General features: G+C 47.4%; 10 protein-coding genes. All 10 read left to right on the top strand.

Features of this window, described 5'->3' with window-relative positions; translation table 11 throughout:
- Positions 1-325: 325 nt before the first annotated feature.
- Positions 326-1,375, top strand: coding sequence for a rod shape-determining protein (locus GWI56_RS12555; RefSeq protein ID WP_105251284.1), 1,050 nt, complete (start codon positions 326-328; stop codon positions 1,373-1,375).
- Positions 1,376-1,419: 44 nt separating this feature from the next.
- Positions 1,420-2,424, top strand: coding sequence for a rod shape-determining protein MreC (gene mreC, locus GWI56_RS12560; RefSeq protein WP_198573064.1), 1,005 nt, complete (start codon positions 1,420-1,422; stop codon positions 2,422-2,424).
- The gene (mreD, locus tag GWI56_RS12565) at positions 2,424-2,912 is read left to right on the top strand and encodes a rod shape-determining protein MreD (protein WP_105251286.1); all 489 of its coding nucleotides are present in this window, start codon (positions 2,424-2,426) and stop codon (positions 2,910-2,912) included. The genes mreC and mreD overlap by 1 nt, the downstream gene beginning before the upstream one ends.
- Positions 2,913-2,914: 2 nt before the next feature.
- Positions 2,915-3,520: a Maf family protein gene (locus tag GWI56_RS12570; RefSeq protein ID WP_198573065.1), complete on the top strand. Its 606-nt coding sequence runs from the start codon at positions 2,915-2,917 to the stop codon at positions 3,518-3,520.
- Between the two features lie 218 nt (positions 3,521-3,738).
- Positions 3,739-5,205 carry a ribonuclease G gene (gene rng, locus GWI56_RS12575; RefSeq protein WP_168825804.1) on the top strand — a complete coding sequence of 489 codons (1,467 nt, stop codon included), beginning with the start codon at positions 3,739-3,741 and terminating at the stop codon, positions 5,203-5,205.
- A complete protein-coding gene (locus tag GWI56_RS12580) occupies positions 5,205-9,491 on the top strand; it encodes a YhdP family protein (protein WP_198573066.1) in 4,287 nt (1,428 codons plus the stop codon). Before rng ends, GWI56_RS12580 begins: the two co-directional genes overlap by 1 nt.
- The gene (locus tag GWI56_RS12585) at positions 9,415-10,245 is read left to right on the top strand and encodes a carbon-nitrogen hydrolase family protein (RefSeq protein WP_198573067.1); all 831 of its coding nucleotides are present in this window, start codon (positions 9,415-9,417) and stop codon (positions 10,243-10,245) included. The genes GWI56_RS12580 and GWI56_RS12585 overlap by 77 nt, the downstream gene beginning before the upstream one ends.
- A 133-nt stretch (positions 10,246-10,378) precedes the next feature.
- The gene (gene tldD / locus GWI56_RS12590; RefSeq protein ID WP_198573068.1) at positions 10,379-11,827 is read left to right on the top strand and encodes a metalloprotease TldD; all 1,449 of its coding nucleotides are present in this window, start codon (positions 10,379-10,381) and stop codon (positions 11,825-11,827) included.
- 94 nt (positions 11,828-11,921) lie between these two features.
- Positions 11,922-13,304, top strand: a complete 1,383-nt coding sequence (locus GWI56_RS12595; protein ID WP_198573069.1) for a TolC family protein — start codon at positions 11,922-11,924, stop codon at positions 13,302-13,304.
- On the top strand, positions 13,294-14,268 hold the full coding sequence (locus tag GWI56_RS12600) for an efflux RND transporter periplasmic adaptor subunit (RefSeq protein WP_173247150.1): 975 nt from the start codon (positions 13,294-13,296) through the stop codon (positions 14,266-14,268). The genes GWI56_RS12595 and GWI56_RS12600 overlap by 11 nt, the downstream gene beginning before the upstream one ends.
- Positions 14,269-14,310 lie beyond the last annotated feature (42 nt).

Below are 14,310 nucleotides of genomic sequence, written 5' to 3' on the forward strand. Positions count from 1 at the left end.
TCATTAAATTGAACTCAGGCTTTCCCTTGAAATGGGCAGCCATTTCACTTATTGGAAGTCGACGAAAACGCTTGTAACAGATTCTAAATGCAATGCCTTAGTTTGATATTTGTTGCTGAATTGTGTGTTCACTCGTTTTTTGTTGCTGATATTATCGTCAATAAACAGTATTTTCCGCTTAAATACTGTTTTTTACGTGGCGATTTGAAAAAAAATCACTTCATTAGCGATTGTTAACCTCATCGGTCTTGTGGAATCAGGGTGGCATTGATAAAGTTAGCTGATTTTTCTTTTCTTCTGACTCCACAGAATACAGGCTAGTTACATGTTTAAGAAGCTACGCGGCATTTTTTCTAATGATCTATCGATCGATTTGGGTACAGCTAACACATTAATTTATGTTCGTGGCGAAGGCATAGTCCTCAATGAGCCTTCTGTTGTTGCTATACGTGGTGAGCGTAGTGGCTCCGGTCAGAAATCTGTTGCCGCGGTCGGCACAGAAGCTAAACAAATGCTAGGCAGAACGCCTGGCAATATCCAAGCTATCCGCCCAATGAAGGACGGTGTTATTGCAGATTTTTATGTGACGGAGAAAATGTTGCAGCACTTTATTAAACAAGTGCACAACAATAGTTTTTTTCGTCCAAGTCCACGCGTGCTTGTGTGTGTGCCCGTTGGTGCCACTCAAGTAGAACGCCGTGCTATTCGTGAATCAGCCATGGGCGCTGGTGCTCGCGAAGTATATTTAATTGAAGAGCCAATGGCAGCTGCGATTGGTGCGGGTTTACCCGTATCTGAAGCGACCGGCTCTATGGTGGTGGATATCGGTGGTGGTACCACTGAAGTCGCGATTATTTCACTTAATGGTGTAGTGTATTCGTCTTCTGTACGTATCGGCGGTGATAAGTTTGATGATGCGATCATCAACTATGTCCGCCGTAATTACGGGAGTTTGATTGGTGAAGCTACGGCTGAGCGTATCAAGCACACTATCGGCACTGCTTATCCTGGCGATGAAGTGCTCGAGATCGAGGTCCGCGGCCGTAATTTGGCAGAAGGTGTACCTCGTAGCTTTACACTGAACAGCAATGAAATTTTAGAAGCCTTACAAGAGCCATTATCTGGCATCGTAAGTGCTGTGATGGTGGCGTTAGAACAATCTCCACCAGAATTAGCTTCAGATATTTCTGAGCGCGGTATGGTGTTAACTGGCGGCGGCGCTTTATTGCGTGATTTAGACCGTTTATTAATGCAAGAAACCGGAATTCCTGTAATGGTGGCGGACGATCCATTGACCTGCGTAGCACGTGGCGGTGGTAAAGCCCTCGAAATGATTGATATGCACGGCGGCGATCTGTTCTCCGAAGAAACCTAATTTAACTTCGGTATGGGGCGGTTAATCACCGCCTTAGCTTTCCTATGAAGCCAATTTTTGTTCGTGGTATTTCAAACCAATTCCGTCTGACACTGGCAATTATTTTGTCGGTGGCTTTGCTCGTGGCTAATCATCGCCTCGATCCTGTACGGCAATCGTTATCCTCTTTTTTTAGTCCATTGCAGTATTTAGCGAGCGTGCCCGGTGTTGCGCTTGACTGGTCGTCTGAAAGTTTTGCCACCCGCAATATGTTAGCGTTGCAGAATAAAGAGCTGCTCAGGCAGCAATTGCTGATGAGTGAACGCTTACAGCGTTTCGAACACTTACGCCAAGAAAATGAACGTTTACGCGCACTGTTGGGCTCACCAGCCTACCTTGATTCGCGCAAAATGGTGGCTGAAGTATTGGAGGTGGCTAGCGATCCTTTCCATCACTATGCGGTGCTAAACCATGGTTCACGCAGTGGTGTATTTGTTGGGCAGCCTGTGGTCGACGCCCAAGGGGTTGTTGGCCAAGTGGTACAAGTCAGTGAAATGACCAGTAGGGTGCTATTGCTCTCCGATGTATCACACGGATTACCTGTGCGTATCACCCGTAATGATGTGCGCCTTGTTGCCAATGGTACGGGTGAGTTAGATGAAATAGAGCTGCGCCATGTGGCCAAGAGTACCGACATTCGTGTCGGCGATTTACTGGTCACCTCAGGTTTAGGGAATCGTTTCCCGGAAGGTTATCCGGTCGCGCGGGTTATGGAAGTGTTGACTGAAGATGGTCAAAGTTACGCTCGAGTTACCGCCCAGCCTTTAGCGGCGTTAGATCGTATTCGTTATTTATTGTTGATTTGGCCATCCCCCGATTCAGGTGTGACTTTACCGAGTCAGCCTACCGTGCCTGCTGCGGATCATTCATCGAGCGATAATGCATCAAAAGCAGATAGCGCTGTTCCTGCTGGCGGAAGTGTCACGCCAGTAGAGGCTTCTAAACCTGTGACCGCGCCTGCGACCAAACCGTCAACGGAAACCACTCCTCCTGTGGCTGAGGTGCATTAATGAGTTTTCAGGCCGCCAATGGGCGCTTTATTGTTTGGGTGACATTATTTATCGGCGTGATCAGCCAGATCATGCCTTTGCCAAGTGCTGTTGATGCTTGGCGTCCAGACTGGCTATTAATGATTGTTCTCTATTGGTCTATCGCATTACCCCACAGATACAACATCTTAACCGCATGGGTTTTAGGCCTAGTATTAGATATTTTATTGGGAGCCACCTTAGGTGTGCGCTCTTTAGCTATGTCTTTGGTTATTTATATCGCTATCTTGCATTGCCAGCGTTTGCGAAACTTCCCTCAATGGCAGCAGTCGTTAGTGATCATGCTACTGATTTGTATTTATCACTTAGTGATTTACTGGGTGGAATTTGTGATGCAAGAGGCTGTTTTCAAAACGGATCTATTTTTACCTGCGATTTCAGGATTAGTGATCTGGCCTTGGATATTTTGGATTTTACGTCGGGTTCGACGTCATTATAAGGTTCGTTAACTGTGGATTTAGTTTTAGCTTCAACTTCGCCACGTCGCAAAGAATTATTGGCACAGATTGGATTCGGTCGTCCTGAGTTTAGTTTCACGCAAGTGGCACCGGATATTGATGAAACTGTGCAACAGGGCGAAGCGCCAAGGGATTATGTACGACGTTTAGCTGCTGAAAAAGCCCAAGCTGGACTGGCATTATGCGCAGATATGTCACAGCCTGCTGTATTAGGTTCTGATACTATAGTAGTGCTTGAAAATCAAATATTAGGTAAACCGCTGGATGTGGCCGATGCTAAGCAAACGCTCAGTGAACTGTCTGGCAGAACGCATACTGTGATGACGGCTGTGGCACTGACCTACAAAGCAGGCGAGTCTGACTCAACCTTAAAAACTTCAGTGCGCTTAGTTGAAACACAAGTGCGTTTTTGCGCTTTATCGACAGCTGACATTGAGGCTTATGTGGCTTCAAAAGAGCCCATGGATAAGGCGGGCAGTTATGGCATTCAAGGGCTCGGCGGTTGCTTTGTGGCTGCAATTGAAGGCAGTTATTCTGGCGTTGTAGGTTTACCTCTGGTTGAAACGCGTGAGTTGTTAGCCGAAGTTGGCTTTATTTAACTGCTGCTGGTTGCTTATATTGCGATTTTGGCTTGAGGTTAGAATGAACCTTATTGGCGTTTAGGGCTCTGAATCGAGTACTCCAATGACGTTGACCTTGTTCCTTTATTCGGTTTTCATGCTTAGAGAGTTTGTAACTTCGATTAATTAATCTAGTTTCCCGAATGGGGTGAGTCGTGAATACCAGTCGCTTAAATCCAAATAAAATACAGCGCAAGATGGGTTCAGAATTACTGATCAACGTAACTCCATCTGAGGCGCGCGTTGCTTTAGTTGAGCATGGTGTGCTGCAAGAAGTCCATATTGAACGCCGGATGAAACGGGGTTTAGTGGGGAATATTTACAAAGGTAAAATCAGCCGTGTGTTACCCGGTATGCAAGCCGCCTTTGTCGATATTGGCTTAGATAAAGCGGCTTTTTTACATGCGTCCGACATAGTACCGCACACTGAGTGTGTCGCCGATGTTGAGAAAGGTCATTTCGTTGTTCGTGATATCGCCGAGTTAGTCCGTCAAGGGCAAGACATTATGGTGCAAGTGGTTAAAGATCCGCTGGGCACTAAGGGCGCACGCCTAACGACCGATATCACGCTGCCTTCCCGTTATTTAGTCTTTATGCCAGGTTCTAGCCATGTTGGTGTTTCCCAGCGTATTGAACTAGAAGAAGAACGCAGTCGCCTCAAACAAATTACTTTGCCCTATGTTGATGATGACGGTGGTTTTATTATCCGCACCGCCGCCGAAGGCGTAGGGGAAGATGAGTTATCCCAAGATGCGGCATTTTTACGCCGAGTTTGGTCAAAGGTGAGTGAGCGACGTAAACGCAGTGGTGTGTCGCTCCTGTATCAAGATTTAGCCTTACCTGTGCGCATTGTGCGTGATTTTGTCGGTACTGAGCTGGACCGTATTCAAGTGGATTCTCGCCGCACTTTTGCCGAGTTGCAGTCTTTTGCGCAGGAGTTTATGCCAGAGATTGCCGATAAGATTGAGCACTATTCAGGACCTGCGCCTATTTTTGATCTCTACGATGTGGAGAATGAAATTCAACGTGCACTCGGCCGTAAAGTCGAGCTCAAGTCTGGTGGCTATTTGATCATAGATCAAACCGAAGCCATGACGACTGTGGATATCAATACCGGCGCCTTTGTGGGGCACAGGAATCTTGAAGAAACCATTTTTAATACCAACCTCGAAGCGACCCAAGCGATAGCGAGGCAGTTACGTCTGCGTAATCTCGGCGGTATCATTATTATCGATTTTATCGACATGATGACGGCGGATCATAAGGCTCGTGTTCTTAGCAGCTTAACTAGCGCTTTGTCTAAAGACAGGGTAAAAACCAATGTGAGTGGTTTTTCGGGGTTAGGTCTAGTCGAAATGACCCGTAAGCGTACCCGCGAAAGTTTAGAGCATGTCGTCTGCGGCGAGTGTCCGGCCTGTCATGGCACGGGGAGCATGAAGACAGTCGAGACGGTTTCCTATGAGGTCTTTCGCGAAATAATCCGTTTAAACCGTGCCTACGATGCTGATGAGTTCCTGTTGTACTGTTCGCCTGCCGTGTATCAAAGTCTGCATACCGATGATAATCATCTTATTGCTGAACTTGAGGTTTACATAGGTAAGCGCATCCGTTTGCAAAATGAGCCTATGTACTCACAGCACAAATATGATGTGGTGATGATGTAGTGGCTACGCTTTTTACTGCAAAAAAATTTAGCCGTTTTTGTTGGCAATTTATGGCGCTTATTTTGGTCTTGTTTGCGCTTGCCGTCAGTTTGATCCGTGGCTTATTACCGCAGGTTGATGAAGTTCGTCAGCAACTGGTTAATTACGTAAAAAGCGAATATAAAGTCGATGTGCAAGTGGGGGAGCTATCCGCCCATTGGCAGGCATTTGGCCCTGCAATTAACATCGATGACTTAGTGATCCCGCCACAGGAACAACTGCCTGTGACCTTGATGATCAAGAACGTACAAGTGAAGTTAGATTTTTGGCAATCGCTGCTCACGCTCACCCCGCGAATCGAAGATGTTATTTTTGAGGGTGTCCATGTCGCTTTAGACATGGATAAGCTTACTGAAAACGATCCCGCCACAATTAATAAAGCACCGCAACTTGATTGGCTCTATGCCCTATTACTCAAACAACTCGATAGATTCTCCTTAACCAATGCCACAGTGCAATTGCTGAGCATGCACCAAGAGTTTCGCCCGATCCATATCCGTCATTTGAACTGGCGCAATCATGGTGAACGTCACCGCGGTGCGGGAGAGTTGTATCTTGATAGTCATGCCTCTGAGCATGAATCTCTCGGATTACAGTTAGATATCAAGGGCGATGGTGCAAATCCCGACAGTTTGACTGGGCAGATTTATTTGGCGGCTAACTCTTTGGATTTAGGTGAATGGGCTTCACGTCAGCCTAATCCCTATGATTCCACTCAAAAGTTACCCTTAGAAGGGGTTGTCAATCTTAAGGCTTGGCTTACGTTTGCCGACCGCAGCATCAGTTCTGCTATGGTTCATTTTGAGCCGAGCTGGCTGCAATGGACATTAAAGCAAGAGCCGCAGAAATTTGAAATTCAAGCGGGCGATATTGTCTGGCAGCCAAAGGAGACGGGTTGGGAAGTGCAAAGTTCAGGACTGGATTTTGTCACCAATGGTGAGCATTGGCCGGCATTAACGCTGGCCGCGAAGCGTCAAAACGATGAATTATTTGCCTATGTGAATCAAGTTAATACTCAGAGTCTATTGCCGCTGCTGCCGCTATTTCCTGGAGTCGATAGAGCCGTATTACGTCAATGGCATGCGTTAGCTCCCGAGGCGAATATTGGACCAATCCGCCTGTATCAAAAAGCCGACCAGCCTTTGCTCGCCAGTACCGAAGTGAAGCAGTTGCATTGGCAGAAGGTTGACGGTATTCCCAATACTCATCCTGTAGATGTGAACCTGCGCTGGCAAGATAAGACGCTGTATTTCTCTCTACCTGAACAAGTGTACACTCTTGATTTTGGTGATGAATTTTCGGCGCCATTAGTGTTCAATGGGGCGCCAATTGATGGTCAATTCGATACTGAACATCTGAGTTTAAATGTGCCTCAGTTGCAGCTTGAAAACGAAGATATCGGCGTTGATGCGGCATTGAATTTGGACTTTAGCGGTGCTGCACACATGGCGCTGGCGGCCAATGTTCGTATTAACAATGTGGCCAATGCCGACAAGTATTTCCCCAATAAGGCGATGGGTGAATCACTTGCAGAGTATTTGGATACTGGGCTTAAAGCGGGTCAGACCCAAGATGCGCAAGTTGTTTGGCGTGGTTCGTTAAGTGGTTTTCCCTTCGACGATAATAGCGGCGTGTTTCAGGCAGCATTTACCTTAACAGATGCCCAATTTCAGTTTCAACCCGACTGGCCTGCAGTCACAGATCTGTCCCTTAACGCTTTGTTTGAAAATACCCGTATGGATCTTTGGTTAAACCAAGGCAAGTTGATGAATGTGGATGCCACAGGTGCCCATGTATTTATTCCCGCCATTGGTGAACAGACGCTGCTAAGGATTGAAGCCGAACTGGCTACTCAAGGCAGTGCGGCGACTAAGGTGTTACAAGCCTCACCTTTGGCGAACTCAGTAGGCAAAACCTTAGATGTTGTGCAAGTACAAGGTGCTGTCACTGGCACTTTAGACATCAGCATTCCACTGTATGAAGGTGAAGCTGAAGATATTCGTGGTCAAATCCGTTTTGATAATACGCCTGTATATATTGCTCAGCCAGGGCTTCAACTTCATGGCGTGACTGGTGTAGTCGACTTTGCGAATGAGGTTGTGACAGGAAAAGGCATCAAAGCGCGCTTGTTCGAACAACCGCTTAGTTTAACTTTCGACACTCAGCCTAAAGGTAAAGATTTTGGCCTTAATCTTTCGCTGAAAAGTCGTTGGGATCTCAGCCGTCTCCCCGATGAATTGCACAATCCCTTGAGTGATTTTTATCAGGGAAAAATCAGTTGGGACGGTGCTATGACTATGCTATTTACTGAGCAAGGTTATCAAATCCAAGCCAAAGTGACTTCGGATATGCTGGGGACGCAACTGTTACTCCCAGGATACTTTGCTAAACCCGAAAATGAACCACGACCTTTAGTCGCCGAGTTTGTTGGCGATCAAGATGATGCGACGCTCGATGTCAAACTTGCCAGTCATGCCGAGTTTATCGGTGGTTTCGATGCCGATAAAGGCGCAAATTTTAGTTATTTTGACTTGTTATTGGGGCGTTTATTTGGTGAGGATGAAGCCAGAAATACGGAACAAGGTCATATTCAAATCGATCTCGGTAAGGCCAAATTAGTCGAATGGTTACCTGTGATTAATGCCTTTGTTGGTCAAGAGAAAATACCGAAAACGGGCATTTTAGTTGATGATATTCCACATAAAAGTTTATTTCCCGCGGTGGCGAGTATCGATTCTCATATCGGTCGGCTCGATCTTTTAGGGCAACAACTGACGGAGCTTAGGCTTAATGCTAAGCCTAACGAGACGGGATGGCGTTTTAATACCGTTGCCAACGAATTTGACGGTTGGATCGATTTCTATCCAAATTGGAAAACTCAAGGTCTCAAAGTTGTGGCGAATAAATTCTATTTTTCACCTGAGTTAAAGCCGAACACGGATGCCGATTTTGCCAGTGATCAAGTGCTCACTAACTTGCCGCCAGTTGCAGTGAATGTGGAAGATTTTCGTTTCTTCGATAAATCCTTTGGAAAGCTCGTTTTGCAGGCGAGCCCACAAGCGGCAGGATATAAAATTCAAACATTGTCTTTGACTACGCCCAATGTCAATTTGCAGGGCAGTGGCATTTGGCAGCAACAGGCTGGACAGAATAAAACTGATCTCAGTGTTGAGTTAAATGCCACTCAGTTTAGTTATCTGTCTGCTCAATTGGGTATAGAGCCTGGCGTTAATGAAGCCCCCTTGAAGGTTAATGCGGACTTATCTTGGCAAGGTGCTCCCTATGCCTTCTCCCTCGAAACCTTAAATGGCAAGGTGAAATTCAACTTAGGCAAAGGCCACTTATCTCAGGTGAGTGACAAGGGCGCGCGGATTTTCTCCCTGTTCAGTTTAGATTCTCTGGTGCGTAAACTGTCGCTGGATTTCACCGATGTCTTCGGTCAGGGCATGTATTTCAACTCTTTCAATGGCAATTTGCAGATTGATAATGGCGTGGTGAAAACCACAGACACTGAAATGGATGCCATTGCGGGTAATATGAAGGTGCGTGGCTATACGGATCTCACCACTGAAAGTTTGAATTACGATATCCGCTTTGTGCCGCAATTGGCCTCAAGTGTGCCGACTGTCGTATTGCTCAGTACCAGCGCTTGGACACTGGGTCTGGGGGCCTTTGCCCTGACAAAAGTGCTTGAGCCAGTGATTGAAGTGATTTCAGAAATTCGTTTTCGGGTGACTGGGACTATGGCTGAGCCTGTGGTCGAAGAGTTAGAGCGTAAGAGTAAAGAGATTGAAATTCCAGAATCTATTTTACCTGTAGTTGGCGTTGAGCGCCCAGCGGTGCCGATTGAACCTAAAAGTCACAACACTGATTTAACTAAACCGATAGACGTTAAAACGATTGAAGCCAAATCAACGGAAGCTCAATCAGTCGAGGCTAAAGCTGAGCAGGCCCAGGCTCCGATCTCTCAAGGATCAGAGTCTCAAGAATCACAGCTTCAAGAGGCTAAATCAGAAGAACCAAAGCGAGATGAACCAAAGCCTGCTGATAAAATTAAAGCACTCGATTTAAAGCGGGTTCAACCTCAAGTAGTACCTACGCCAGAAGTGCCAGCCATACCAGAGCATCGCGAAGCAGTAGAACCGATTAAGCAAATTCAGGGAGAGCAGAATGCACATCAGCCTGTTGCAATGTCAGAGCAGTCGCGACGTCAGCGCCAATCTGCAGTTTATCGAATCGCAGCTTAACGAACTCAAACGGGATGCCGATGCGCCCCATTTAGTCGTGTTACCCGAATGCAGCTTACTGTTTGGTGGCCATGAAAGTCAGCAACTTGCCTATGCGGGCGATGTTCATCAGAGTCCGCTCAAATCGGCGTTAAGTGCACTGGCCGCCAAGTATCGGGTGTTTATGGTCGCGGGAACTATTCCGGCGTTGGCTGAGGATGGTCGTGTTTATAGTCGCTGTTATCTGTTTGATGATAAAGGTGATACTTTAGGGCATTACGATAAACTACACCTTTTTGATGTAGATGTTGCCGACGGTACAAAGCAATATCGCGAGAGCGAAACCTTCTGCCCTGGTGATCAGATTAGTGTTATCGATACACCTTTTGGCAAAATAGGCCTAGCTATCTGTTATGATTTACGCTTTCCTGACTTGTTTAGGGCGATGCGCCTTGCGGGTGCCGAGATTATTGCTGTTCCTTCTGCCTTCACCAAGGTGACGGGGAAAGCCCATTGGCAGGTATTGTTACAGGCAAGAGCGATTGAAACCCAATGCGTTATTCTTGCTGCAGCTCAGTGGGGACAGCATAACGAAGGCAGCCGTGAAACTTGGGGGCAGAGCATGATAGTCGGTCCTTGGGGGAATATTTTGGCTGAACTTAAAACCGGTACGGGTTGGGTACAGGCTGAGGTCGACTTAACCGAACTGCACAGTATTCGCAGTAAAATGCCCGTCATGCAGCATAATCGTTTCCTTGAACCAAGCTTGAAATAATGCGCCAATAGCCAGCAGATGAGTTGAAATGCTGAATTTGCGTTTGAGTCGATATGCAGCATTAACACATAGAATTAGTACACCGAATTTACACTCAGAATATCAAGATCCCTTGGGGTCAAAGAGAGCATAGATGCCATTTTTAGCACAAGTAGAGCAAAGTTTATTGAAGAATGGGTTAACGTTAGAGGGCCTGCAAACCTATCTAAACACCATACATCAGCACAAAATCGATTATTCCGATCTCTATTTTCAAGGTAGTCGCCACGAATCTTGGGTGCTGGAAGACGGCATCATCAAAGACGGTAGTTTCCATATTGAACGCGGTGTAGGCGTGCGGGCCATCAGCGGTGAGAAAACGGGTTTTGCCTATGCCGACGATATCACTCCTGCCGCCTTAAGCGCTGCAGTACAGGCTGCCCGTGGCATTGCTAGTGCGGGTGAGCAGACTCAGGTACAAGCCTTTAAGCGTCAAAAAGCATTGGCGTTATACGACAGCTTAGATCCGATTGCGGCGATGGAAGAAGTCAAAAAAATCAACCTGCTGAAAGAAGCCGATGCTTTTATTCGCAGTCTAGATAGCCGGATTATTCAAGTGGTGGTTAGCCTTGCTGGTGTGCACGAAGAAATCCTCGTTGCTGCGAGTGATGGCACTCTTGCGGCCGATATCCGTCCTCTGGTGCGTTTTAACTGTAGCGTGATTTTGGAAGAAAACGGTAAACGTGAACGTGGTGGCGCCGGTGGTGGTGGTCGTCATGACTACGGTGTTTTAATGGCAAGCGATGACACGGGTTTACCTATGTGTTTCGCCTTTGCCCGCGAAGCCGTGCGTCAAGCGCAAGTTAACCTTAACGCCATCGATGCACCTGCGGGTGAAATGCCTGTGGTGTTAGGTAATGGCTGGCCCGGTGTATTGCTCCACGAAGCGGTTGGACATGGTTTGGAAGGCGACTTTAACCGTAAAGGCAGCAGTGCCTTTAGCGGCAAGGTTGGTCAGCAAGTTGCGTCTAAGTTAGTGACTGTGGTCGACGATGGCACCTTGCCTAATCGTCGTGGTTCACTGAGTATCGACGATGAAGGTGTACAAACCCAAAGAACGGTATTGATTGAAGACGGTATTTTAAAGGGTTACATCCAAGACAAACTCAATGCTCGCTTAATGGGTGTTGCGCCAACGGGGAACGGTCGCCGCGAATCCTACGCGCATTTGCCTATGCCACGTATGACCAATACTTATATGACGGCCGGTGAGTCAGATCCCAGTGAGATTATTAAGTCAGTGAAGAAGGGCATTTACGCCCCTAACTTTGGCGGTGGCCAAGTCGATATCACTTCGGGTAAGTTTGTGTTCTCAGCATCCGAAGCCTATTTGATTGAAAATGGTGAAGTTACTCAAGCCATTAAGGGGGCTACTTTAATCGGTAATGGCCCTGAGGCTATGAGCCAGATTTCTATGGTCGGTAACGATATGGCTTTAGATCAAGGTGTGGGCGTTTGTGGTAAAGATGGTCAAAGTGTGCCTGTGGGTGTGGGTCAACCGACCCTAAAACTCGATAAGCTTACCGTGGGCGGAACAGCATAAAACCTAGAACCTTACGCTTATGGGTTCTAGTCGCTGCCCACCATGAATGTTATCATTCGCAAAGGAAATTAGAGTAACTACTCTAGAGGTGTTAATGAAACTATCACGTGTGGTATGGCTGTGCCTATTATCATTGCCTTCGGCTGGCTATGCCCAGCCGATTAGCTTTACTGATGCTTGGCAGCAAGTGCTGAAGGTGAGCGACAAGTTGCAAGCGCAATCGCAGGAAGTTAACCGCGCTAAGGGTGAACAAGAGGCGGGCGAGAGCTTAAATTTGCCCTCATTAGACATTCGCGGTAACTATATTCATTTGGATAAACCGATAGAGTTTGATCTGAAAGAATTAAATTCTGTGATTTCTATCCCGCCATCGCTTGGCGGCATTATTGCGGGTATTCCGCCGCTGCCCTTAAGTGAACAAGATATTTTTAGCGCCAGCTTACAGGCAATGTGGCCGATTTATACGGGCGGACAGATCACTGCGGCTCAAGGTATACACGCGGCTATGGTGGCCGAGAAGCAACAAGAATTACAATTGGCAACGCGTGATTTATTTACCCTGCTGGTGGATAGATATTACGCTGTCGATGTGACGTTGGCATTGGTGAATACTCAGACTGATCTGGTTGGCTCGTTAGCTAAGCATGTTGATCATGCTTTAGCACTAGAGCGAGAAGGGCAAATTGCGAAGGTCGAGCGCCTCAATGCTCAGGTCGCTTTAGATAATGCTAAAGTCAATTTAGGCAGTGCTCGTCGGCAACACGAAATGGCAGTGATCGCGCTGGCACGTATGCTACAGCAAAGTCAGGTGAGCACAAATTCTTCCTTGTTTGTATTGCCGCAGGCTCCTTCATTCGCTCAACTCAGCCAAATTACCCTGAGCCAACATCCGGCGCTCAAATTGCTCGAAGCGAAAGAAACGCAAGCGAACGGTTTAATAGCGTTGGAAAAAGGTAAATACCATCCAACGGTTTTCCTCTTCGGTAACTACACCTTGTATGAAGAAGACACACTCTTGACGAGCATCACACCTGACTGGATGGTTGGGGTTGGGGTCAATGTGCCACTGATCAGCCGCGATGGTCGTAGCGGTAAAGTCGAAGCGGCGAAAAGTGCACTCTTACAAGCTCGTTATACCAAGGCACAAACTAAACAAGACTTGAGTCTGCTGGTGGATCAAAGCTACCGCCAATTATTACAGGCCGAGGAAGAAGTGACGGCGCTCGATACTTCGCTCGAACTTGCTATTGAAAACCTGCGCCTGCGTGACATCGCCTTTAATCAAGGGCTTTCAACCTCTATCGACAGAGTCGATGCGGAGCTGAAACTGAGCGCAGTGAAAACTCAGCAATTGGCTGCCCGTTATCGTTATGTGCAAGCCTATGCCAGATTAATGGCCATTAGTGGTCAATTAGATGAATTTATCGGTCGTACCACAGCCCCTACCCAAGTGCAGGAGACAAACAATGCGCGCTAACAGAATACTTGCCCTTGTGGCGTTGGTCGCATTAGGCCTTATCTTAGCCTATGGACTCAAGCTCGCTTATAGCCCGCAGCCGAGTTTGTTGCAGGGCCAGATTGAAGCCCGTGAGTACAATGTTTCGTCCAAGGTGCCAGGCAGAGTCGAACAAGTGCTCGTGCGCCGCGGTGATAGTGTGGCCCAAGGGGATTTATTATTCGCGATCCGCAGTCCTGAGCTAGATGCAAAGTTAATGCAGGCCGAAGGTGGTCGTGATGCCGCTAAGGCGATGCAGCTTGAAGCCAACAACGGTGCTCGCAGCCAAGAAGTGATGGCAGCCAAGGAGCAATGGCTCAAGGCGCAGGCGGCAGCAACACTCGCTAAAACCACTTATACCCGAGTCGAAAATTTATTTAACGAAGGTGTGGCGGCAAGACAAAAACGCGATGAAGCCTTTACCCAATGGCAAGCGGCAAAATACACAGAACAAGCGGCCTTAGCCATGTACCAAATGGCCGAGGAAGGTGCGCGGGCGGAAACCAAAGTGGCTGCGGCAGGTAATGCCCGTAAGGCTGAAGGTGCAGTGAAAGAAGTTAGCGCCATTATGGAAGATAGCCAAATGCGCGCACCTAAATCGGGTGAGATCAGCGACGTGCTGTTACAGGCGGGTGAATTGGCACCCAGTGGTTTTCCGATTGTCAGTCTGATTGATATGCAGGATGCTTGGGCCGTGTTCCAAGTGCGAGAAGACCAACTTAAACGTTTCAAAAAAGGTCAAACAATTCAATTAACGATTCCGGCACTCGGGCAGGATGTGGATTTTACTGTGTCCCATATCAGCGTGATGGGTGAGTTTGCCACTTGGCGTTCGACCGAAAGTGGCCATGATTTTGATATGCGAACCTTTGAAGTGGAATTGCGTCCAAACCAGCCGATTACCGATCTGCGTGTCGGCATGTCTGTGCTGCTGCGCAGTGAGTAAAAGTCGTGACTGAACGTACGCCTCACGCCAACGCGGCGGACA

It is taken from the genome of Shewanella sp. DW31 (assembly GCF_015767295.1).
In the GTDB taxonomy this organism is placed as follows: Bacteria; Pseudomonadota; Gammaproteobacteria; order Enterobacterales; family Shewanellaceae; genus Shewanella; species Shewanella oncorhynchi.